This is a genomic window from Arthrobacter sp. zg-Y820 (assembly GCF_030142155.1).
In the GTDB taxonomy this organism is placed as follows: domain Bacteria; phylum Actinomycetota; class Actinomycetes; order Actinomycetales; family Micrococcaceae; genus Arthrobacter_B.
Genome location: NZ_CP126247.1, coordinates 2,614,682 through 2,634,792 on the forward strand (window position 1 = coordinate 2,614,682; position 20,111 = coordinate 2,634,792).

Consider the following 20,111-nt stretch of genomic DNA (forward strand, 5'->3'; position numbering starts at 1 on the left):
CGGGAGGTGCGGGTGCCGGCGGTGCGGGCACTGGAGCCGGCTCCGCGGGTGGCGGGTCTGACGGGGCGGGGCTCTCGGTGCCGGGCGGCGGGGTCTCCACCGCAAGAGCCGGCCCGGCCGCCACCGATGAGAGAAGTACGGCAACCGCTGCTGCGGTTCCCGCCCGGCGCCGCCAAAGCCCTAAATCCACGTTATATTCCCCCATTATTCGCGGCCAGATACTCAGCCATGGCATCGTTGTCCATCGCCTCCGCGATAGCCGCGATGGCCGTTTCATCCTTGACCACAATAGACTGTCCGTCACTTGAGGTTCCCGCCCCCAGTGTCGGCAGCGTAAACATTGACAGATTGCCGCCGCGCACATTGCGCAGGGAGAACGCCAGCCGGCCGGCAGCGACGGCGTCCAGTTCCTCATCCACGCTGAGATACGGGGAAATTTCCGAGACGGCAGCGCTGACCTTCCCCGGGTTCAGCAGCGTCTCCTTGGAGAACACCGAGGAGATCAGCCCGCTGATGAACAGCTGCTGGTTCCGCACCCGCTGGTAGTCGCCCTCGGCGAAGGATTGCCGCTCACGGACGAAGTTCAGGGCGGAGTCGCCGTCCAGCGAAATGACCCCGGCCGGAAAATGGTCGTCGTCGATGCTGGAGGAAAACGCCGTCGGGTTGTTGACCTCCACGCCGCCGAGCGCATCCGTCAGCCCGCTGAAGCCTTCAAAGTCGACAATCGCCACGTGGTCGATCGGGGCGTCAACCATGGCCTGCACTGCGCTGACCGTCAGCGGCACGCCGCCCAGGGCCATTGCCGAGTTGATCTTGCCCTCGCCGTAGCCGGGAATCTCGGTCCAGGTGTCGCGCATGATCGACATCACGTAGGCGGTGCTTCGGTCCCCCGGCAGATGCACCAGCATCATGGTGTCGGAGCGGGACGCTTCGGATCCGGGATCCTGCTCGTCGGTGCCGATCAGCAGGATGTTCTGCGAGTTCCCGGCCCCGGGATCCTTCGCCGGGCTGTCCGCCGGCAGCGCGTTCTCGATGGTCGTGGTGCCGTTGTCGAAGCTGCGGGCCAGGGACCACAGGTAGCCGCCGGCCACCAGCGCCGCCACGAGGATCAGCACCAGGACGGTGATCAAGAGGTTGCGGATGGGATGCCGCCGGCGCCTGGCCGGCTGCTCATATTCGTCCATGTACTGCGTCAAGATACTCCCCTGTTCTCCCCCGGGTAAAAGCCTAGCGCTCCCCGGTGTCGTCCTTCGATTCAAATCCGGCCGCCGCGGACCGATAACCTTGAAGGCATGTTGCTATCCCGCGCTGCCCTGCCGGCAGCGGTCCTTACCCTCGCAGCGGCACTGACCGCCTGCACTCCCGTGGCCGACGTCGAACCGGCTCCGGACGCCGCCAACCCGGCCTGCGCCGAAATCATGGTGGCCCTGCCGTCCGAGCTGGCCGATCAGCAGCAGCGCGAAACCGACAGCCAGTCCTCCGCCGCCTGGGGAGATCCGTCAAAGATCATCCTGCGCTGCGGCGTGCCGGTTCCCGGACCGACCACCGAGCAGTGCGCCACGGTCAACAGCATCGACTGGATCCTGCAGGAGGACGAGACCACGTGGACGGCGACGACGTACGGCCGGGAGCCGGCCGTGGAAGTGATCTTCAACCCCGAGGAAGTCTCGTCGTCGACGCTGCTGGTGCAGCTGGAGAACGCCGTGTCCCGGATCGAGCCGACCCGGGCCTGCGTGAGCAGCAATGACTTGGTGCTCCCCGCGCAGTAGCGCCGGGCAGGCCTCGCGCGGCGGAAGTGCCGCTTAGCGCAGTCCGGTCTTCCGCTCCAGCGCCAGCGCGATCAGTTCATCGATCAGTTCCGTGTACTGCAGGCCCGACTTGGCCCACATCTGCGGATACATGCTCACCGGAGTGAAACCGGGCATGGTGTTGATCTCGTTGATGATCAGGTTCCCGTCCGGGGTGTAGAAGAAGTCCACCCGGGACAGGCCCTCGGCGCCGACGGCCTCGAAGGCGACGGCAGCCAGCGAGCGGACCCGCTCGGCGGTTCCGGCCGGCAGATCGGCGGGGCAGCTCAGCTCGGCTGCCGCTCCGTCCACGTACTTGGCGTCGAAGTCGTACCAGTCGTGGTCGCCGTTCTGCACTGCGATTTCGCCGGGGTGGCTGGTGCGGGGATCCTCGGTGCCGCGGCCCTGCAGGACGGCCACTTCGATTTCCCGTCCGGTGATGCCGGCTTCCACCACTACCTTCGGATCATGCAGGCGGGCGGCTTCAATGGCGGCGGCCAGCCCGGCCGGTTCCGTCACCCGGGTGATGCCCATGGAGGAGCCTGCCCGCGCCGGTTTGACGAACAGCGGGAACTGCAGCTTCGAAGCACGCTCCAGGCACGCCGCGGAATCCCTTTCCCACTGCCGGTCGGTGATGACCTCGTACGGGCCCACCTGCAGGCCCGCTGCCTCAAACACCACCTTCATGTAGTGCTTGTCCATGCCGACGGCGGAGGCAAGAACGCCAGCGCCCACGTAACGGATGTCAGCCATCTCCAGCATTCCCTGCAGGGTGCCGTCCTCGCCGAACGGGCCGTGCAGGACGGGGAAGACGACGTCGATCCGGCCGAGGCTGCGCGGCAGCGCTCCCTCGGCATGCGCCACCAGGTCCGACCCGGCGCCTTCGGCGGACAGGACGATGCTTTCAGTGCCGGGGGTGACCTCCGGCAGGGACTCGGAGCGCAGCGACCAGGCGGCCGGATCGGCCGAGACCAGGGTCCACTGCCCGTTCCGCGCGATCCCCACCGGCACGACGTCGTACTTGCTGCGGTCAATGGCTTCCAGCACGCCCGCGGCGGTCACGCAGCTCACTGCGTGTTCGCTGGACCGGCCGCCGAACAGCACGGCCACGCGGGGCCGGGTCCGGCCCGCGTCGGTGCCGCCGGGTTCGCCGGCGGTTGCAGCGGCGCCGCCGCTGGCGGTAACCGTGTCGGGGCTCAGTGGGTCGTTTGTCACGGGGTGTGCACACCTTCGGATTTCAGTTCGCGGGAGAGTAGGCGCGGTCCCAGCTCGTCGACGGAGATGACGCCCTGCAGGACGGCGACGACGTTTTCGACAATGGGCATGTAGACACCGAGCTGGGTGGCGCGGTCCAGCACGGCCTGTGCGGACTTGATGCCCTCGGCGGTCTGCTTCATGGACGCGTTGACTTCCTCCAGTGTCAGCCCCTGGGCCAGCAGCCGGCCGGCCGTGTGGTTCCGGGACAGCGGCGAGGAGCAGGTGGCAATGAGGTCGCCCATCCCGGCCAGGCCGGACATGGTTTCGGCGCTGCCGCCGAGCGCCAGGGCCAGGCGCGTGGTTTCCGCCAGCCCGCGGGTCATGACCGAGGCCTTGGTGTTGTCCCCCATGCCCTTGCCTTCGCAGATGCCCACGGCCAGGGCGATCACGTTCTTCACGATGCCGCCGATTTCAGTGCCCACCACGTCGGTGTTGGTGTAGGGACGGAAGTAGGGCGCGGTGCAGGCCCGGGCAATCCAGGCTGCGGTGTCCAGATCGGAGCAGGCCACCACCGACGCCGTCGGCTGCCGGTGAGCAATTTCCATGGCCAGGTTGGGCCCGGAGATGACAGCCACCCGGTCTTCGGGCCAGTGCAGTTCCTCCTCGATGACCTGGCTCATCCGCGAGTCGGTGCCCACTTCCAGCCCCTTCATCAGGGAGACGACGACGGCGCCTTCCGGGATCAGGTCCCGGACGCTGCGCAGCTGCGCCCGCAGGGTCTGCGCCGGAACCGCCAGCACCACGAGTTCGGCTCCCGCCAGCACCTCCGCGGGATCGGCGGACGCCGTCAGGTTGCCCGGCAGCACGGTGTCCAACAGGTACTGGCTGTTGCGGTGGAGGTCGTTGATCTCCGCAGCCACTTCGGGGCGCCGGGCCCAGAGCCGGACGTCGGTCTGCCGGCCGGCACCGGCGTCGGCCACAATCTTCGCGAAGACGGTTCCCCAGCTGCCTGCGCCCAGGACGGCCACTACCTTCGGATGCGTGTTACGCCAGCTCATTGTTCTCAGTCCCGTTCTGTTTGTCGCCGTCGTGTTTGGGCTCTCGGCGCTGCCCGGAGTCATTGTCCTGCTTAATCTTCCGGATCGGGTCAAAGCCCCGGGGCTGCTCAAAGTCCCGGCCGGTTGCCCGTTGTCCGTTTACCGCCGGATCCCAGCGGACGACCGGCGGCTTTTCATCCCGCAGCTCGGCGACGAGATCGGTCAGGCTGTCCATGATGCGTTCGGTGGCGGTGTCCAGCACTGACTTTGTCATCGGCTGGTCCCGCAAGTCGGAAAGATCAACGGGGGTGCCGACCCGCAGCCGCACTGTCTTGCGGGGAAACAGGTTCAGGCGCTTGCTGTAGCGCGGAAGAAGCGCCTCGGCTCCCCAGTGGGCCACCGGAACCACCGGGGCGCCGGTCTGCAGGGCGAGCCGGGCGGCGCCGGTCCGTCCCCGCATCGGCCAGAGATCAGGGTCCCGGGTGAGCGTGCCCTCCGGATAGACAATCAGCGCCCCGCCGGCCTCGATGACGACGCGTGCGGCCTGCAGCGACGCCGAGGCACCGGAGGTGACACGCTCCACCGGGACCTGATTGGTGGCGCGCAGGGCCGACCCGAAGACCGGCACCTTAAAGAGGGATGCCTTCGCCAGGTAGCGGGGCATGATCTTCTGGTTGTAGAAGAAATGCCCCACCACCACTGGGTCGATCTCCGTCACGTGGTTGGGGCAGGCAATGAACCCGGTGTCCCGGGGGAGGTTTTCCAGTCCCTCCCACTGCTTGCGCACCAGGAGGTTCATTACCGGCCGCATGGTGTTCGCCAGCAGGGCGAACGCCACCCGCGACTTGACCGACTCAGGCATGGCGGCGGCTACCTCGTTCCGGCGGAAACGGTCGAAACGTCGAAATCGGCGCCGAGTCCCTCGAGCTTTTCAAGGAAGTGCTCGTAGCCGCGGTTGATCAGTTCGATGCCCGTCACGCGGGAGGTTCCGTCAGCGGCCAGTGCCGCAATCAGGTGGCTGAAGCCGCCGCGCAGGTCCGGAATGTCGACGTCGGCGCCCTTGAGCTGCACCGGACCGGAGATGACCGCCGAGTGCAGGAAGTTGCGCTGGCCGAACCGGCAGGGAACGCTGCCGAGGCATTCGCGGTGGACCTGGATGTTGGCGCCCATGCGGATCAGTGCGTCAGTGAACCCGAACCGGTTTTCGTAGACCGTTTCGTGGACAATGGACACGCCCTGGGCCTGGGTCAGCGCAACAACCAGCGGCTGCTGCCAGTCGGTCATGAAGCCGGGGTGGACATCGGTTTCCAGCACCAGCGGATTCAGTGCCCCGCCGGGATGGTAGAAGCGGATGCCGCCGTCGTCGACGTCGAAGGCGCCGCCGACCTTGCGGTAGGTATTGAGGAACGCGGTGAGATCCTGCTGCGACGCGCCTTCAACGTAAATGTCACCCTTGGTGACCAGCGCAGCCGACGCCCAGGACGCGGCTTCGTTACGGTCAGGCAGGGCACGGTGGTTGTACCCGCTCAGCTCGGTCACGCCTTCAATGCGGATGACCCGGTCCGTCTGGACCGTAATGATGGCGCCCATTTTTTGCAGCACGGCAATGAGGTCCAGGATTTCCGGTTCCACCGCGGCACCGCGCAGTTCGGTGATTCCGACGGCCTTGACGGCGGTCAGCAGCACCTGCTCGGTGGCGCCCACGCTCGGGTAGGGCAGTTCCACCTTCGCGCCGGTCAGGCCCTTGGGCGCGGAGATGGAAATGCCGCCGGGGCGCTTTTCCACCACGGCACCGAAGTTGCGGAGCATCTGCAGGTGGAAGTCGATCGGCCGGTCGCCGATTTTGCAGCCGCCGAGGTCCGGAATGAAGGCCTCGCCGAGGCTGTGCATCAGCGGTCCGCACAGGAGGATCGGAATCCGGGAATCGCCCGCGTGGGCGTCGATGTCCTTTGACGCCGCCGTCTTGGCGTTCTGGGGATCCATGGTCAGGTCCCCGGTCACCGGATCCTTGGTGACTTCAACACCGTGGAGCTGCAACAGCGAGGTGACTACCTCAACGTCCTTGATTTCCGGAACGTTGCGAAGCAGTGACGGGCTGTTGCCCAGCAGTGCCGCGACCATGGCTTTGGGAACGAGGTTCTTCGCTCCGCGGACGGGGACTTTTCCTGTCAGAGGAACTCCACCACGGATGGTTAGAACGCTACCCATGAACACCTAATTTCTTTTTTCTATAATGCCCCAACAGCAAAGAGAGACTGCACTCAAGCATAGGAGCAAGCGTCCACATACTGAAATATCAGCTCCTCCGGAAGAACCTTCCCGAGCGACCTGCGCGCAGGGCACCGTGCCGGTCCGGAGCCTCTCCGGGACCCGCACGGCACAACGGACCTGCCCCTGGAAAAACTGATAGGCCCCCGGTCGGGGGCCTATCAATAATACGAAGTGCCGCAGCAGGACACGAAACCGGGCGCGGTGCAAAACCGGCGCCGAAAGGGCTTTTAGGTGCGCGCCGGAAGGGTTGTCGGTTTGAAGGAAGGACGGTGCGCCTCAAACTGTGTGATATCCGTCTCGTGCCGCAGTGTGAGCGAAATGTCATCGAGCCCCTCGAGCAGGCGCCACCGGGTGTATTCGTCAATGGAGAAGGGGGCCGTCACCGCTCCGCAGACCACGGTGCGTGCTTCCAGGTCCACGCTCACCTCGGTCCCCGGAGAGTTCTCCAGCACCTTCCAAATGAGTTCAATGTCATCCTGCGCCACCTGCGCCGCGACAAGCCCCTGCTTGCCGGAATTGCCCCGGAAGATGTCGGCGAAGCGGGAGGACAGGACCGCCCGGAACCCGTAGTCCTTCAAGGCCCAGACGGCATGCTCGCGGGAGGAGCCCGTGCCGAAGTCGGGGCCGGCCACCAGCACTGATCCGGACGAGTAGGGCTCCCGGTTCAGGATGAAGTTCTCGTCCTTGCGCCAGCCGGCGAAGAGGGCATCCTCGAATCCGGTCCGGGTGATCCGCTTGAGGTAGACCGCGGGGATGATCTGGTCGGTGTCGACGTCGCTCTGGCGCAGCGGGACGCCGATGCCGGTGTGGGTGGTGATCTTTTCCATGGCTGGCTCCTAGACGGCTGGCTGGACGGATGCGGCGGCGGGCTCGGTCCGGGCCGCTGCGGACAGCGGCTCAGCACCGGACAGCGGCTCGAGGTCCGACGGCGAACTCAGGGTGCCGCGGACGGCGGTGGCCGCCGCAATCACCGGTGAGACCAGATGGGTGCGTCCGCCCTTCCCCTGCCGGCCCTCGAAGTTGCGGTTGGAGGTGGACGCGCAGCGCTCCCCCGGCGCCAGCTGGTCGGGGTTCATGCCCAGGCACATGGAGCAGCCGGCAAAGCGCCACTCGGCGCCGAAGTCCTTGAACACCTGGTCCAGGCCCTCGGCTTCGGCTTCCAGCCGGACCCGGGCGGAACCGGGAACCACCATCATCCGGATGTCGGGGTCCTTCTGCCGGCCGCGGATGATGTCGGCGGCGATGCGCAGGTCCTCGATCCGGCTGTTGGTGCAGGAGCCCAGGAAGACGGTGTCCACGCGGATGTCCTTCATGGGCGTGCCGGGAGCCAGGTCCATGTAGGTCAGCGCGCGTTCGGCAGCGGCCCGTGCGTTCTCGTCGCCGAACGCTTCGGGGTACGGCACGGACTCGGAGAGCGAGACGCCCTGCCCGGGATTGGTGCCCCAGGTGACGAAGGGCTCCAGCTCATCGGCGTCCAGGAATACCTCGGCGTCGAACACGGCCTCGTCGTCGCTCGCCAGCGACCGCCAGTGCTCGACGGCGGCATCCCAGTCCGCGCCCTGCGGCGCGTGCGGCTTGTCCTTGAGGTAGGCGAAGGTAACGTCGTCCGGGGCCACCATGCCGGCGCGGGCGCCGGCCTCGATGGACATGTTGCAGATGGTCATCCGGGCTTCCATGGACAGGGAGCGGATGGCGGACCCGCGGTACTCGAGCACGTAGCCCTGCCCGCCGCCGGTGCCGATCTTGGCAATGACGGCCAAGATGATGTCCTTGGACGTCACGCCGGGGCGCAGCGTCCCCTCCACGGTGATGGCCATGGTCCGAAAGGGCTTCAGGGACAGCGTCTGGGTGGCCATGACGTGCTCCACCTCGGAGGTGCCGATGCCCATGGCCAGGGCGCCGAACGCACCGTGGGTGGAGGTGTGGGAGTCGCCGCAGACCACTGTCTGGCCGGGCTGGGTCAGGCCCAGCTGCGGGCCCACCACGTGCACGATGCCCTGCTCGGCGTCGCCGAGTGAATGCAGCCGGACGCCGAATTCAGCGCAGTTGGCGCGCAGGGTTTCGATCTGGGTCCGGCTGATCGGGTCCGCGATGGGCTTGTCGATTTCCAGCGTGGGGGTGTTGTGGTCCTCGGTGGCGATGGTGAGGTCAGGGCGCCGCAGCTTCCGGCCCGCCAGGCGCAGCCCTTCGAAGGCCTGCGGGGACGTCACTTCGTGGACCAGATGCAGGTCGATGTACAGGAGATCGGGGGCTCCGTCTTCGCCCTTGACGACGACGTGCTCGTCCCACACCTTCTCCGCAAGCGTCCTGCCTGCTGCGTGCTCACCCATACCCGATGCTCCTTGTGAAGTGTCTTCCGCGAGCCGAAAAGAGCGGCCGCGCAAAGTCGATGCTTTAAGACAACCAGCTCCGCCCGCGGAGACGCCAGTTTTTCGACTTGCATCTCAAATATTGAGACGGCAGTATCAACACATGGACATAACTGGAAACCCGGCCAGCGGCGTCGGCGTCATCGACAAGGCCGCACTGGTGCTGGACGCGCTGGAGGCAGGCCCCACCACGCTGGCGCAGCTGGTCGCCGCCACCGGGCTCGCCCGCCCCACCGTGCACCGCCTCGCCGTCGCGCTGGCGCACCACCGCCTGGTGGGCCGGGACATCCAGGGCCGGTTTGTCCTGGGCGGCCGGCTGGTCGAGCTGGCCTCGGCCGCTGGCGAAGACCGGCTGATTGCGGCGGCGGGCCCGGTGCTGCTGGCGCTGCGCGACGCCACCGGTGAGAGCTCGCAGGTGTTCCGCCGGCAGGGCGAATGGCGGGTCTGCGTCGCCTCAGCCGAGCGTCCCATCGGGCTGCGGGACACCATCCCCGTTGGCACGCAGCTGTCCATGAAGGCCGGCTCGGCCGCCCAGTGCCTGCTGGCCTGGGAGGACCACGACCGCCTGTTCGAGGGCCTGCACAATGCCCGCTTCACGCCCACGGTCCTGGCCGGCGTGCGGCGCCGCGGCTGGGCCCAGAGCCTGGGCGAACGGGAGCCGGGCGTGGCTTCGGTCTCGGCTCCGGTGCGCGGACCGTCCGGCCGGGTGATTGCCGCCGTCTCGATTTCCGGGCCGATCGAGCGCCTGACCCGCCAGCCCGGCCGCATTCACGCCGAAGTGGTGACCCGCGCCGCCGCTCAGCTCACCGAAGCCCTGCGGAAGACCGCGGAGTAGGCCTATTCTGGGACCCACCAAGTCGAAGGGTCACCATGAAACGGCTGCGCCTCCTGTGGAACATCGTCCGCACCACCGGAGCGGAGCGGGTCTTCACCGGGTTCCTCGTGGTGCTGGGCGTGGCCGCGCTGCTGCTGCCGCGCTTTGAACCCGAAGTCGAGGACTTCGGGGACGCCCTCTGGTTCCTGTTTGTTTCCTTCACCACCATTGGCTACGGGGACATTGTTCCGGTCACCATGGCGGGCCGGCTGATCACCGTCTTTGTGGCCCTCTACGGCATCCTCGTGGTGGCGCTGGCCACCGGTGTCATTGTCGGTTACTACAGTGAAATCCTCCGCACCCGCGCCAACACCAGCCTCGATGAACTGATCGGCGAGCTGGAGAACCTGCCGGACCTTTCCCGCGAGGAGCTCCTGACCCTCGCGCAGCGGATCCGGAACCGGCATATCCTGCGGTAGCTTTCAGCCGGCGAAGTGGTCCCAGCCGGCAACGCGGGGCGCCTCTCCCCCGACGGTGACGCCGGCGCCGTCGTGCACCGTGCCCAGCCGTTCGAACCCTTCCGGGAGTGCGGTTCCGGCGGGGAAGGCGGCCAGCAGGCCGTGGTCCTCGCCACCGCCGAGCACCCAGTCCAGGGCATCCGCGCCCAGCCGCGACGCCGCAGCCTGCAGCGGCTCCGCATGGCGGGCGAGGGCTGCGGGATCAAGTTCGACGGCGACACCGGAGGCGGCCGCAATACGTCCGGCGTCCCGGACCAGCCCGTCCGAGATGTCCAGCATGGCGGTGGCTCCTGCTGCTGCGGCCTCCGGACCCCGGGCAAGGGGCGGACGCGGCCGGCACTGGGCAGCGGCAAGCTCCAGTAGGACCTGGTTTTCCGTGCTGGGATCGGAGTGCAGGGAGGCATAATCCTCGGAGCTTTCCAGTACTGCCAGCCCTCCCGCCGCCCTGCCCAGGACACCGGCGACAGCAATGACGTTCCCCGGCCGGGCACCCGAGCGCAGCACCGGCGACCGGCCCTGCAGGGAGCCGGTGACAGCCGCAGTGACCACGATCTCGCGGCCCCGGCCCAGGTCACCGCCGACCACCGAGCACCCGGAGGCGCCAAGGACGTGGATGGCCGCAGCCAGGCCGTCGGCCAGGTCCTCCACCCAGGCAACCTCGGTGCTGCCCGGCAGGGTGAGGCTGACAACCAGGGAGGTGGCCACGGCGCCCATGGCATTGATGTCGGAGAGGTTCTGCGCCGCGCATTTCCAGCCGACGTCGAACCCGCTGGTGCGGTAGCCGGACGGCCAGGACAGCCGAAAGTCGGCGTCCTGCACCAGGGTGTCGATCGAGATCACGGTCCGCCCGTCCGGAGCTGCCACGATGGCGGCGTCGTCGCCGGGTCCCAGCAGCGCTTTGGGCGCTCCCAGCCGCGGAAAGATCCGGGCGAGCAGGGCTTTTTCGTTCAGGTCCGCCACTGTCGGCGCGTGCGTGGGCACTGGAGCTTTCCTTTGGGTCAACAAAGAGGAACACAGTGTCCCTGCTGAAATCGATTATGGCAGGGAGCGCGCTTTCCGGCGTATTCTCCGGTGCATGACTGATTATGCGGTGTTGCTGCGCGGCGTGAATGTTGGCGGGGTGACGGTCCGCTCGGCGGATTTGCGCTCGACTCTGGCGGCTCTTCCGGTGTCCGGGGTCAAGACCTTTCTCGCCAGCGGCAACGTAACTCTCTCTTCCGAGGCCGCAGCCGATGAGCTCAAATCGATGGTGGAGGCGGCACTGCGGGCGGACTTCGGCTACGACGCCTGGGTGGTGGTCCTGACCAAGGAGCGGCTGGCCGAGCTGGCCGCCGCCGTTCCCTATCCGGCCGACGATGCACAGATGCACGCCTACGTGACGTTCGGGTCCGACGCCGGGCTGCTCACGGAGCTGTTCGAGGCCGGAGCCGCGCTGGGTGCCGAACAGGTGCGGCTGGGACCGGAAGCGGTCGCGTGGCCGTGCCCCAAGGGCCAGACCTTGGAAGGTCCTCTGTCCCGTTTGGGTTCGAGCGCCCGCTACAAGGCAAGCACCACCACGAGAAACCTGAGGACGCTGCAGAGGATGATCCGCGATTGAACACAAAAAAGCCAGCCCCGGACATTGTCCGGAGCTGGCTGAAATGGTGACCCCAGCGGGATTCGAACCCGCGTTACCGCCGTGAGAGGGCAGCGTACTAGGCCGCTATACGATGGGGCCAGTACAAGCATTCTGCCCGTGAAGGCGTCTTGCTTCCTTTTGCTCAATTGGAATTAAGCTCAATAAGCTTTTCACACTTATTGCTGATCTTCAAATTGATAATTTCTTATCAATTGAGAACCGCTGGGATACCAGGACTCGAACCTAGAATGTCGGTACCAGAAACCGATGTGTTGCCAATTACACCATATCCCACTGTGCTTTTTCGGTTGTTTTGGAGAAGTTTTTCCCCGCTCCAACCCCTCAGCACGAGATATAACTATACACCGGTTCCGGAGGAAGTACAAAACCGCCGCCGGCCCTCCCGTGGTGCTGTCAGCCGGTGGCCAGTCGCACCACCTCGCGCAGCGACCGCACCACGGCGATCTGCTCCGTGGGGTGTGGATCCGATCCGCTCCGCACCGGCGAGGGATACTCCGGGCGGTCCAGCCAGACACCCCGGAGGCCGGCGGCGCAGGCTCCTTCGGCGTCGACGCGCAGGTTGTCCCCGACGTACAGGGTCTGCGCCGCGTCGCTGCCGAGCCGGCGGACGCCTTCGTGGAAGATGGCGGGCTCCGGCTTGGCCGCACCCACCGTGTCGATGCCCACGAGGACCGTGATCCGCTGCAGGCCGGCGGCATCCAGCTTGGCGCGCTGGTAGTCATGAACGTTGTTGCTGACGGCGCCGTACGGAATGCCTCTGGCATCCAGCTCATCCAGCAGCGGCACGACGTCGTCGAACGCGCGAAAGTGCAGCGGCAGGGTCGCTTCGTAGGTTGTGTTCCAGTGCTCTGCCGCGTCGTCGTCGAGCAGCGGCTGCCCGGTGCTCCTGCGGGCGTGCTGCAGCCGTCGGACGCGCTGATCGGCGAAGGACAGCTCACCGGCCAGGTACCTGTCGTAGTACCCTTCCGGATCCGCGGTGAAGAGGGCCTTGAAGGCGGTCCACTCCTCCGCGGTGAAATGTGCGAGGTCGTGGCGGCCGAGGGACTGCAGCGTGGTCCCCATGGCTGCCTGCAGGTCCACGAGGGTCTCATCGATGTCGAAGAGCACCCCGCGGACCTGCCTGCGTTGTTTCATGCAGTTAGCCGGCGTTGCGGAAGGCGCGGATGCGGGCCAGCGAGGAGTCCTTGCCCAGGATCACCATGGACTCGAACAGCGGCGGTGAGATGCGGCGTCCGGAGACGGCGGTGCGGACCGGGCCGAAGGCCAGGCGCGGCTTGATGCCCATCTCGTCGACCAGCGCCGTGCGCAGCGCCGCCTGAATGTTCTCGGCGGTCCAGTCGGACACCGGCTCCAGCGCGGCCAGCGCGGCGTCCAGCACCTCGGTGAGGTTGGCCGGCAGGCCCTTCCGCGCGTCGTCGGCCACGTCAATGGCGTCGTCGGCCTTGAAGAGGAAGCCCAGCATGTCCGGCGCCTCGCCCAGCAGGGTGATGCGTTCCTGGACCAGCGGAGCGGCCTCGGTGAGGATCTCCTCCTCCCGGGCGGTGAGGGTCTCCCCCACCAGGCCGGCGGTCTGCAGGTACGGGACCAGGCGGTTGCGGAAGTCTTCGGCAGCCAGCATCCGCACGTGGGTGCCGTTGATGGCCTCGGCCTTCTTCAGGTCAAAGCGGGCCGGATTGGCCAGCACGTTGTGGATGTCGAAGTTTTCCACCAGCTGGTCGACGGTGAAGATGTCCTCGTCGGCGGACAGCGACCAGCCCAGGAGCGAGAGGTAGTTGAGCAGGCCCTCGGGAATGAAGCCGCGTTCGCGGTGCAGGAAGAGGCTGGACTCCGGATCACGCTTGGAGAGCTTCTTGTTGCCGCCGCCCATGACGTAGGGCAGGTGGCCGAAGAGCGGCATGTACTGGGCCACTCCGACGTCGATCAGCGCCCGGTAGAGCGCGATCTGGCGGGGTGTGGAGGAGAGCAGGTCCTCGCCGCGCAGCACGTGCGTGATGCCCATCAGGGCATCGTCGACCGGATTGACGAGCGTGTAGAGCGGTGCCCCGTTGGCGCGGACCACCACGAAGTCCGGAACGGTGCCGGCCTTGAACGTGATTTCGCCGCGGACCAGGTCGTTGAAGGTAATGTCTTCGTCGGGCATCCGGACGCGCAGCACCGGTGAGCGCCCCTCGGCCTTGAAGGCCTCGATCTGCTCGGGCGTCAGGGTGCGGTCATAGTTGTCGTAGCCGAGCTTGATGTCGCGGCCGGCCGCGCGGTGCCGGGCCTCGATCTCCTCAGGAGTGGAGTAGGACTCGTACAGGTGGCCGGCGTCCTTGAGCTTGGCGATGACGTCCTGGTAGATGTCGCCGCGCTGGGACTGGCGGTACGGCTCATGCGGCCCGCCCACGTTGACGCCTTCGTCCCAGGTGATGCCCAGCCAGTCCAGGGCATCCAGCAGCTGCAGGAAGCTCTCTTCGCTGTCGCGGGCGGTGTCGGTGTCCTCGATGCGGAACACCATGGTGCCGCCGGTGTGCTTGGCATAGGCCCAGTTGAACAGGGCGGTCCGGATCAGGCCCACGTGCGGGGTACCTGTGGGGGAAGGACAGAAACGCACGCGCACGGGGGTGCTGTCATCGACGGTGGGCAGTTCGGCAAGTGAAGGCAGGTTAGTCATGATGCTTTCCAGTTTAGACTCTCGATCCGCCCGGCCCGACGTTTACCGGCTGTACTGCAGCAGCCAGAGGAAGATGCCGCCGGCAACCACGCCGGCGGCAGCGGCCCCCGCCGTCTCACGTGCCGGGCGGTCCCTCCCGCTCAGCAGCGCGGCGACGAACATTGCGGCTGCGGCGATCGCGGCTGCCGTCCCCGCGGCGCCCGGCAGCAGCAGGAACAGAAGCGTCGGAAGAACGACGGCGGCCGCGGCGCAGGTGACCGCTGCCCAGTCCAGCCGCACCACCTTGGTTAGCGCGGCGGTGAGGGCATAGGCGGTGATCATCGCGAAGATTACGGCGGCCAGAGCCCGCGGTCCGTCGGTCCACCGGATAACCCGCAGCACCATGAAGCACGCCCCGGCGGCTCCGAGGATGATGGGTGGCGCGCCCAGCCGGTCCAGGCCGCGGCGCAGGTCCCCGCGCCGGTCCAGGACAGTGACCAGGGCCCAGGGAAACAGGCTCACCAGGACAGCGGCGCCGGCGCCCCACAGCAGGGCATTTCCGCCGCCGTCGTTAAGGAACGGCGCCGCAAACAGGGCGGCTGCCCACACCACTCCGGGCAGCAAAAAGCGCCGGACCGGGGCACGGTTGCGCCTCGGTCCGGCGCCGGAAGAACTCATGCCTAGCTGCGGGCGGTGTTCACGAGGCGGCCGATGCCCTCGATCTCGACGTCGTAACGCTCGCCGTCGGAGATGAGCCCGACGCCGGCGGGCGTGCCGGTGAGGATGACGTCACCGGGCAGCAGGGTGAAGGCCTGGGACACATAGGACACCAGTTCCTTCACACTCCAGATCATCGCGCTGGTGTTGCCGTCCTGGACGAGCTGGCCGTTGAGGTAGCCGCGGACCGCGAGGTCATCGGTGTCCAGCTCGGTCTCGATCCAGGGGCCGAGCGGGCAGGAGGTGTCAAAGCCCTTGGCCCGGGCCCACTGGTCGTCGGTGCGCTGGGCGTCGCGGGCAGTGAGGTCATTGGCGCAGGTGTAGCCGAAGATGACTTCGTCCACCCGGTCCAGCGGGACGTCCTTGCAGATGCGGCCAATGACGACGGCGAGCTCGGCCTCGTAGGACACCTCGTCCGAGAAGGACGGCAGCACAACGGGATCGTTCGGGCCGATCACCGAGGTGTTGGGCTTGAGGAACATCAGCGGCGCCGGCGGCACTTCGTTGCCCATCTCGCTGGCATGGTCAGCGTAGTTGCGGCCGATGCCGACCACCTTGCTGCGCGGAATGATCGGCGCCAGAAGACGGACGTCCTCGAGCTTGTGGCGCTCCCCCGTCAGCTGGACGCCGGAGAAAAATGGATCGCCCTTGATGACGGCTATTTCCTCATGGCCCTCGTCCCCGTCGACGACGCCGAACGCTGGGTCACTGTCTTGTACAAATCGAGCAATACGCATGCCCTCAAGCCTAGTAGACGAAACCTCCGGTCCGGTGCAGCGTCCCCCCTTTCCTCCCCCGAGATGGGCTGAAGGTGCACGTCTGAGCGCTGAGACATGCACCTGCTGCCATCTCGACCGCCGGGGTGCGATACTGCAACCGACGACAGCGTCACCGTTGAACCAGCCGGCGGAAAGGACTGTCAGCCATGGGAGCCTCCGTTACTGCGAAAAATTCCAAGGCGTCCCCCTGGATTCCGGCATTCGCCGGTCTGAGCTGGGTTGGCATCTTCGTCCACAATGTCGCCGATCTCCCCGGCCAGACAGTCCTGAGCCCGGAATCTTCCGTTCCCCTGCTTTTGGCCGCAGCGCTCGTTGGTCTCTGGTTCACGCGGCGGCGGGTCGGTGCGGTGTGGGGGCTGCTGGCATTAGGCCTGCTGCATTTGGCTGGTGCCATAGTCAGCGTGCTGCCGCTGGCGATCCTGCCTTTCGATCCTGATCAGACGCTGAAGCACTATGCCTTCCACCTGCTCTACGGCCTGACCCAGCTCCCCTTGGTGATCACGACGGCCGCCTGGCTGCGCAGGCACCGCCGCGGGAATTCGCCGGCCACGCCGGGCTAGGAAGGCTGCGAACGTGCTCAATCTCTCGCGAGTTGGCTGTAAGTGCTGTTCCCGGGTCCGGGACGTGCAGTTTCTGCCATCTCGGCGCAAAACGAGCCAGGGCCCGGGGGGGTGCCGGCGGGCCTGGAACACACAGGTTAAACAAGTAGGTGTTAAACAAGTAAGGCCCCGCCAATGGCGGGGCCTTACTCTCTGAACAACCGGTGTCTTTCAACCGTAAATATTGTCCGGCGGTGACCTACTCTCCCACATCCTCCCGGATGCAGTACCATCGGCGCTGTGGGTCTTAGCTTCCGGGTTCGGAATGGGACCGGGCGTTTCCCCCACGCTATGACCGCCGTAACCCTTCCACCCGCACCACCCATAAACAAACCTGGGTGAGGGGAAATCAATGGTCACAACACAACACACCATCAAAAACAATGTGTTGCAATAGCGAAGTTATAACTGTAATTATACGGCACCCACCCCGAATGAAGGGTGCGGTGGTGCCGGTTCCAGGGGTGACAAACCTCACGGGTTTGTTATCCGGGAACCACATAGTGGACGCAAGCAGCATGATCAACACAACCCTTTATACTTTGGAGAACCGTTTGAAGTCGTGTTCTCCCAGATTGTGGTGTGGTGTAAGTTATCGGCCTATTAGTACCGGTCAGCTTCACGGGTCTTTAGTCCCCGCTTCCACATCCGGCCTATCAACCCAGTGGTCTGGCTGGGGGCCTCTCACACACAAGGTGTATGGAAATCTCATCTCGAAGCGGGCTTCCCGCTTAGATGCTTTCAGCGGTTATCCCATCCGAACGTAGCTAATCAGCGGTGCACTTGGCAGTACAACTGACACACCAGAGGTTCGTCCGTCCCGGTCCTCTCGTACTAAGGACAGCCCTTCTCAAATTTCCTGCGCGCGCAGCGGATAGGGACCGAACTGTCTCACGACGTTCTAAACCCAGCTCGCGTACCGCTTTAATGGGCGAACAGCCCAACCCTTGGGACCTACTCCAGCCCCAGGATGCGACGAGCCGACATCGAGGTGCCAAACCATGCCGTCGATATGGACTCTTGGGCAAGATCAGCCTGTTATCCCCGAGGTACCTTTTATCCGTTGAGCGACGGCCATTCCACAATGTACCGCCGGATCACTAGTCCCGACTTTCGTCCCTGCTTGAGATGTCTCTCTCACAGTCAAGCTCCCTTGTGCACTTACACTCGCCACCTGATTGCCAACCAGGCTGAGGGAACCTTTGGGCGCCTCCGTTACTCTTTAGGAGGCAACCGCCCCAGTTAAACTACCCATCAGGCACTGTCCCTGACCCGGATTACGGGCCGAAGTTAGATATCCAGTATGACCAGAGTGGTATTTCAACGATGACTCCACCCGAACTGGCGTCCGGGTCTCACAGTCTCCCACCTATCCTACACAAGCCACACCGAATATCAATACCAAACTATAGTAAAGGTCTCGGGGTCTTTCCGTCCTGCTGCGCGTAACGAGCATCTTTACTCGTACTGCAATTTCGCCGAGTTTATGGTTGAGACAGCGGGGAAGTCGTTACTCCATTCGTGCAGGTCGGAACTTACCCGACAAGGAATTTCGCTACCTTAGGATGGTTATAGTTACCACCGCCGTTTACTGGGGCTTAAATTCCCAGCTTCGCCCGTAAGGGCTAACCGGTCCTCTTAACCTTCCAGCACCGGGCAGGAGTCAGTCCGTATACATCGTCTTGCGACTTCGCACGGACCTGTGTTTTTAGTAAACAGTCGCTTCCCCCTGGTCTCTGCGGCCCCGATCCCCTCCGGACAGCAAGTGTCCATCAAGGTTGGGGCCCCCCTTCTCCCGAAGTTACGGGGGCATTTTGCCGAGTTCCTTAACCATAATTCTCTCGATCGCCTTAGTATTCTCTACCTGATCACCTGTGTCGGTTTGGGGTACGGGCGGCTAAAACCTCGCGCCGATGCTTTTCTAGGCAGCATAGGATCACCGGATTCCCACCAAAGTGGGTCCCATCAGATCTCAGGTATCGTCATCAAAGACACAGCAACGGATTTACCTATCGCTGACCCTACATCCTTAGACCAGGACAACCATCGCCCGGCCCGGCTACCTTCCTGCGTCACACCTGTTAATACGCTTACCTCCCAGGATCAGGTCCCGCGCTCCACCAAAAACCGGGTCGCCACAAGGGCGGCCGGTCAGGTATTGGGCGGTTAGTGTCCCCCGCTTGGTATTGGCGGTTTTTCGCCGGTACGGGAATATCAACCCGTTGTCCATCGACTACGCCTGTCGGCCTCGCCTTAGGTCCCGACTTACCCAGGGCAGATTAGCTTGACCCTGGAACCCTTGATCATTCGGCGGACGGGTTTCTCACCCGTCTTTCGCTACTCATGCCTGCATTCTCACTCGTGTAGGCTCCACCGCTGGTTTACACCGCGACTTCACTGCCCACACGACGCTCCCCTACCCATCCAAACGCTTGAACGAAAATGGATAAACCATCCGCTTGGCTAATATTTGAATGCCACAACTTCGGCGGTGTACTTGAGCCCCGCTACATTGTCGGCGCGGAATCACTTGACCAGTGAGCTATTACGCACTCTTTCAAGGATGGCTGCTTCTAAGCCAACCTCCTGGTTGTCTTCGCAACTCCACATCCTTTCCCACTTAGCACACGCTTAGGGGCCTTAGTTGGTGGTCTGGGCTGTTTCCCTCTCGACTATGAAGCTTATCCCCCACAGTCTCACTGCTGCGCTCTCACTTACCGGCATTCGGAGTTTGGCTGACGTCAGTAACCTTGTAGGGCCCATTAGCCATCCAGTAGCTCTACCTCCGGTAAGAAACACGCAACGCTGCACCTAAATGCATTTCGGGGAGAACCAGCTATCACGGAGTTTGATTGGCCTTTCACCCCTACCCACAGCTCATCCCCTCCATTTTCAACTGAAGTGGGTTCGGTCCTCCACGCGCTCTTACACGCGCTTCAACCTGGCCATGGGTAGATCACTCCGCTTCGGGTCTAGATCACGCCACTGCATCGCCCTGTTCAGACTCGCTTTCGCTACGGCTTCCCCTCACGGGTTAACCTCGCGACGTAACACTAACTCGCAGGCTCATTCTTCAAAAGGCACGCTGTCACAAGCACGACACCACAAGTGGCATCGCCCTGCTCCAACGGATTGTAGGCACACGGTTTCAGGTACTGTTTCACTCCCCTCCCGGGGTACTTTTCACCTTTCCCTCACGGTACTTGTCCGCTATCGGTCATCAGGGAGTATTTAGGCTTACCAGGTGGTCCTGGCAGATTCGCACGGGATTTCTCGGGCCCCGTGCTACTTGGGATCCTCTCCAAGCGGCAGCATACATTCCGGTTACGGGGCTAACACCCTCTACGGCCTGGCTTTCAAACCAGTTCACCTATGCATCTGCACTCACTTCACCGATCCGGCAGAATCGGTACGGAAAGTCCCGCAACCCCAGTGATGCAACGCCCGCCGGCTATCACACACCACTGGTTTAGCCTCTTCCGCGTTCGCTCGCCACTACTAACGGAATCACTGTTGTTTTCTCTTCCTGTGGGTACTGAGATGTTTCACTTCCCCACGTTCCCTCCACGCACCCTATGTGTTCAGATGCGGGTCACCCGGTCACTCGCGCGCCGGGCGGGGTTTCCCCATTCGGACATCCTGGGATCAACGCTCGGTTATCAACTCCCCCAGGCTTATCGCAGATTCCTACGTCCTTCTTCGGCTCCTGATGCCAAGGCATCCACCGTGTGCCCTTAAAAACTTGACCACAA

General features: G+C 64.7%; 17 protein-coding genes, 2 tRNA genes and 2 rRNA genes. 5 read left to right on the top strand and 16 right to left on the bottom strand.

The window, feature by feature from the left end; all coding sequences use genetic code 11:
• Positions 1-191 precede the first annotated feature (191 nt).
• A complete protein-coding gene (locus QNO08_RS11825; RefSeq protein ID WP_229965308.1) occupies positions 192-1,196 on the bottom strand; it encodes an LCP family protein in 1,005 nt (334 codons plus the stop codon).
• 96 nt (positions 1,197-1,292) lie between these two features.
• On the opposite strand from QNO08_RS11825, the gene QNO08_RS11830 reads away from it, so the two are divergent.
• Complete coding sequence (locus QNO08_RS11830; RefSeq protein ID WP_229965307.1) at positions 1,293-1,769, top strand: DUF3515 domain-containing protein; 477 nt, start codon at positions 1,293-1,295, stop codon at positions 1,767-1,769.
• Positions 1,770-1,802: 33 nt separating this feature from the next.
• Here QNO08_RS11830 and QNO08_RS11835 read toward each other — a convergent pair whose 3' ends face one another.
• The 6 genes from QNO08_RS11835 to leuC form a co-directional block, all read right to left on the bottom strand.
• Complete coding sequence (locus QNO08_RS11835) at positions 1,803-3,002, bottom strand: D-alanine--D-alanine ligase family protein (protein WP_284015718.1); 1,200 nt, start codon at positions 3,000-3,002, stop codon at positions 1,803-1,805.
• Positions 2,999-4,042 carry an NAD(P)H-dependent glycerol-3-phosphate dehydrogenase gene (locus QNO08_RS11840; protein WP_229965306.1) on the bottom strand — a complete coding sequence of 348 codons (1,044 nt, stop codon included), beginning with the start codon at positions 4,040-4,042 and terminating at the stop codon, positions 2,999-3,001. Before QNO08_RS11840 ends, QNO08_RS11835 begins: the two co-directional genes overlap by 4 nt.
• On the bottom strand, positions 4,029-4,883 hold the full coding sequence (locus QNO08_RS11845; protein ID WP_229965305.1) for a lysophospholipid acyltransferase family protein: 855 nt from the start codon (positions 4,881-4,883) through the stop codon (positions 4,029-4,031). The genes QNO08_RS11840 and QNO08_RS11845 overlap by 14 nt, the downstream gene beginning before the upstream one ends.
• Before the next feature lie 8 nt (positions 4,884-4,891).
• Positions 4,892-6,229 carry a UDP-N-acetylglucosamine 1-carboxyvinyltransferase gene (gene murA / locus QNO08_RS11850; protein ID WP_229965304.1) on the bottom strand — a complete coding sequence of 446 codons (1,338 nt, stop codon included), beginning with the start codon at positions 6,227-6,229 and terminating at the stop codon, positions 4,892-4,894.
• Between the two features lie 290 nt (positions 6,230-6,519).
• A complete protein-coding gene (leuD, locus tag QNO08_RS11855) occupies positions 6,520-7,119 on the bottom strand; it encodes a 3-isopropylmalate dehydratase small subunit (protein WP_229965303.1) in 600 nt (199 codons plus the stop codon).
• Between the two features lie 9 nt (positions 7,120-7,128).
• Positions 7,129-8,622, bottom strand: a complete 1,494-nt coding sequence (gene leuC / locus QNO08_RS11860; RefSeq protein WP_229965302.1) for a 3-isopropylmalate dehydratase large subunit — start codon at positions 8,620-8,622, stop codon at positions 7,129-7,131.
• Between the two features lie 142 nt (positions 8,623-8,764).
• On the opposite strand from leuC, the gene QNO08_RS11865 reads away from it, so the two are divergent.
• Positions 8,765-9,496 (top strand): IclR family transcriptional regulator, encoded by a 732-nt coding sequence (locus tag QNO08_RS11865; RefSeq protein WP_229965301.1) that lies wholly within the window; start codon positions 8,765-8,767, stop codon positions 9,494-9,496.
• Positions 9,497-9,531: 35 nt separating this feature from the next.
• Positions 9,532-9,954 (top strand): potassium channel family protein, encoded by a 423-nt coding sequence (locus tag QNO08_RS11870; RefSeq protein WP_229965300.1) that lies wholly within the window; start codon positions 9,532-9,534, stop codon positions 9,952-9,954.
• A gap of 3 nt (positions 9,955-9,957) precedes the next feature.
• On the opposite strand, the gene QNO08_RS11875 is transcribed toward QNO08_RS11870, so the two are convergent.
• Positions 9,958-10,974 (bottom strand): thiamine-phosphate kinase, encoded by a 1,017-nt coding sequence (locus QNO08_RS11875; protein WP_229965299.1) that lies wholly within the window; start codon positions 10,972-10,974, stop codon positions 9,958-9,960.
• Between the two features lie 94 nt (positions 10,975-11,068).
• On the opposite strand from QNO08_RS11875, the gene QNO08_RS11880 reads away from it, so the two are divergent.
• A complete protein-coding gene (locus QNO08_RS11880) occupies positions 11,069-11,590 on the top strand; it encodes a DUF1697 domain-containing protein (protein ID WP_229965298.1) in 522 nt (173 codons plus the stop codon).
• Positions 11,591-11,634: 44 nt separating this feature from the next.
• Here the strand turns inward: QNO08_RS11880 and QNO08_RS11885 are convergent.
• The 6 genes from QNO08_RS11885 to QNO08_RS11910 form a co-directional block, all read right to left on the bottom strand.
• Positions 11,635-11,710, bottom strand: a tRNA-Glu gene (locus tag QNO08_RS11885).
• Between the two features lie 123 nt (positions 11,711-11,833).
• Positions 11,834-11,905 (bottom strand) — tRNA-Gln (locus QNO08_RS11890).
• A 120-nt stretch (positions 11,906-12,025) separates the two neighbouring features.
• A complete protein-coding gene (locus tag QNO08_RS11895) occupies positions 12,026-12,766 on the bottom strand; it encodes an HAD family hydrolase (protein ID WP_229965297.1) in 741 nt (246 codons plus the stop codon).
• Positions 12,767-12,770: 4 nt separating this feature from the next.
• The gene (gene gltX / locus QNO08_RS11900; protein WP_229965296.1) at positions 12,771-14,285 is read right to left on the bottom strand and encodes a glutamate--tRNA ligase; all 1,515 of its coding nucleotides are present in this window, start codon (positions 14,283-14,285) and stop codon (positions 12,771-12,773) included.
• Positions 14,286-14,327: 42 nt separating this feature from the next.
• Entirely contained in the window at positions 14,328-14,942 is a 615-nt protein-coding gene (locus QNO08_RS11905; RefSeq protein WP_229965295.1) for a hypothetical protein, read from the bottom strand.
• A 2-nt stretch (positions 14,943-14,944) separates the two neighbouring features.
• Positions 14,945-15,718 (bottom strand): fumarylacetoacetate hydrolase family protein, encoded by a 774-nt coding sequence (locus tag QNO08_RS11910; protein ID WP_229965294.1) that lies wholly within the window; start codon positions 15,716-15,718, stop codon positions 14,945-14,947.
• A 188-nt stretch (positions 15,719-15,906) separates the two neighbouring features.
• Between QNO08_RS11910 and QNO08_RS11915 the strand changes: the two genes are divergently transcribed.
• On the top strand, positions 15,907-16,320 hold the full coding sequence (locus tag QNO08_RS11915) for a hypothetical protein (RefSeq protein ID WP_229965293.1): 414 nt from the start codon (positions 15,907-15,909) through the stop codon (positions 16,318-16,320).
• 225 nt (positions 16,321-16,545) lie between these two features.
• Here the strand turns inward: QNO08_RS11915 and rrf are convergent.
• Together rrf and QNO08_RS11925 are read right to left on the bottom strand one after the other, a co-directional pair.
• Positions 16,546-16,662, bottom strand: a 5S ribosomal RNA gene (gene rrf / locus QNO08_RS11920).
• A 279-nt stretch (positions 16,663-16,941) separates the two neighbouring features.
• Positions 16,942-20,107: ribosomal RNA gene (locus tag QNO08_RS11925) — 23S ribosomal RNA — on the bottom strand.
• Positions 20,108-20,111: the final 4 nt, after the last annotated feature.

Coding starts and splice junctions, on each gene's coding strand:
- QNO08_RS11905 (WP_229965295.1), bottom strand. CDS start 14,942: ATGAGTTCTTCCGGCGCCGGACCGAGGCGCAACCGTGCCCCGGTCCGG.
- QNO08_RS11830 (WP_229965307.1), top strand. CDS start 1,293: ATGTTGCTATCCCGCGCTGCCCTGCCGGCAGCGGTCCTTACCCTCGCA.
- QNO08_RS11915 (WP_229965293.1), top strand. CDS start 15,907: ATGGGAGCCTCCGTTACTGCGAAAAATTCCAAGGCGTCCCCCTGGATT.
- leuD (WP_229965303.1), bottom strand. CDS start 7,119: ATGGAAAAGATCACCACCCACACCGGCATCGGCGTCCCGCTGCGCCAG.
- QNO08_RS11845 (WP_229965305.1), bottom strand. CDS start 4,883: ATGCCTGAGTCGGTCAAGTCGCGGGTGGCGTTCGCCCTGCTGGCGAAC.
- leuC (WP_229965302.1), bottom strand. CDS start 8,622: ATGGGTGAGCACGCAGCAGGCAGGACGCTTGCGGAGAAGGTGTGGGAC.
- QNO08_RS11840 (WP_229965306.1), bottom strand. CDS start 4,042: ATGAGCTGGCGTAACACGCATCCGAAGGTAGTGGCCGTCCTGGGCGCA.
- QNO08_RS11880 (WP_229965298.1), top strand. CDS start 11,069: ATGACTGATTATGCGGTGTTGCTGCGCGGCGTGAATGTTGGCGGGGTG.
- gltX (WP_229965296.1), bottom strand. CDS start 14,285: ATGACTAACCTGCCTTCACTTGCCGAACTGCCCACCGTCGATGACAGC.
- QNO08_RS11865 (WP_229965301.1), top strand. CDS start 8,765: ATGGACATAACTGGAAACCCGGCCAGCGGCGTCGGCGTCATCGACAAG.
- QNO08_RS11870 (WP_229965300.1), top strand. CDS start 9,532: ATGAAACGGCTGCGCCTCCTGTGGAACATCGTCCGCACCACCGGAGCG.
- murA (WP_229965304.1), bottom strand. CDS start 6,229: ATGGGTAGCGTTCTAACCATCCGTGGTGGAGTTCCTCTGACAGGAAAA.
- QNO08_RS11895 (WP_229965297.1), bottom strand. CDS start 12,766: ATGAAACAACGCAGGCAGGTCCGCGGGGTGCTCTTCGACATCGATGAG.
- QNO08_RS11910 (WP_229965294.1), bottom strand. CDS start 15,718: ATGCGTATTGCTCGATTTGTACAAGACAGTGACCCAGCGTTCGGCGTC.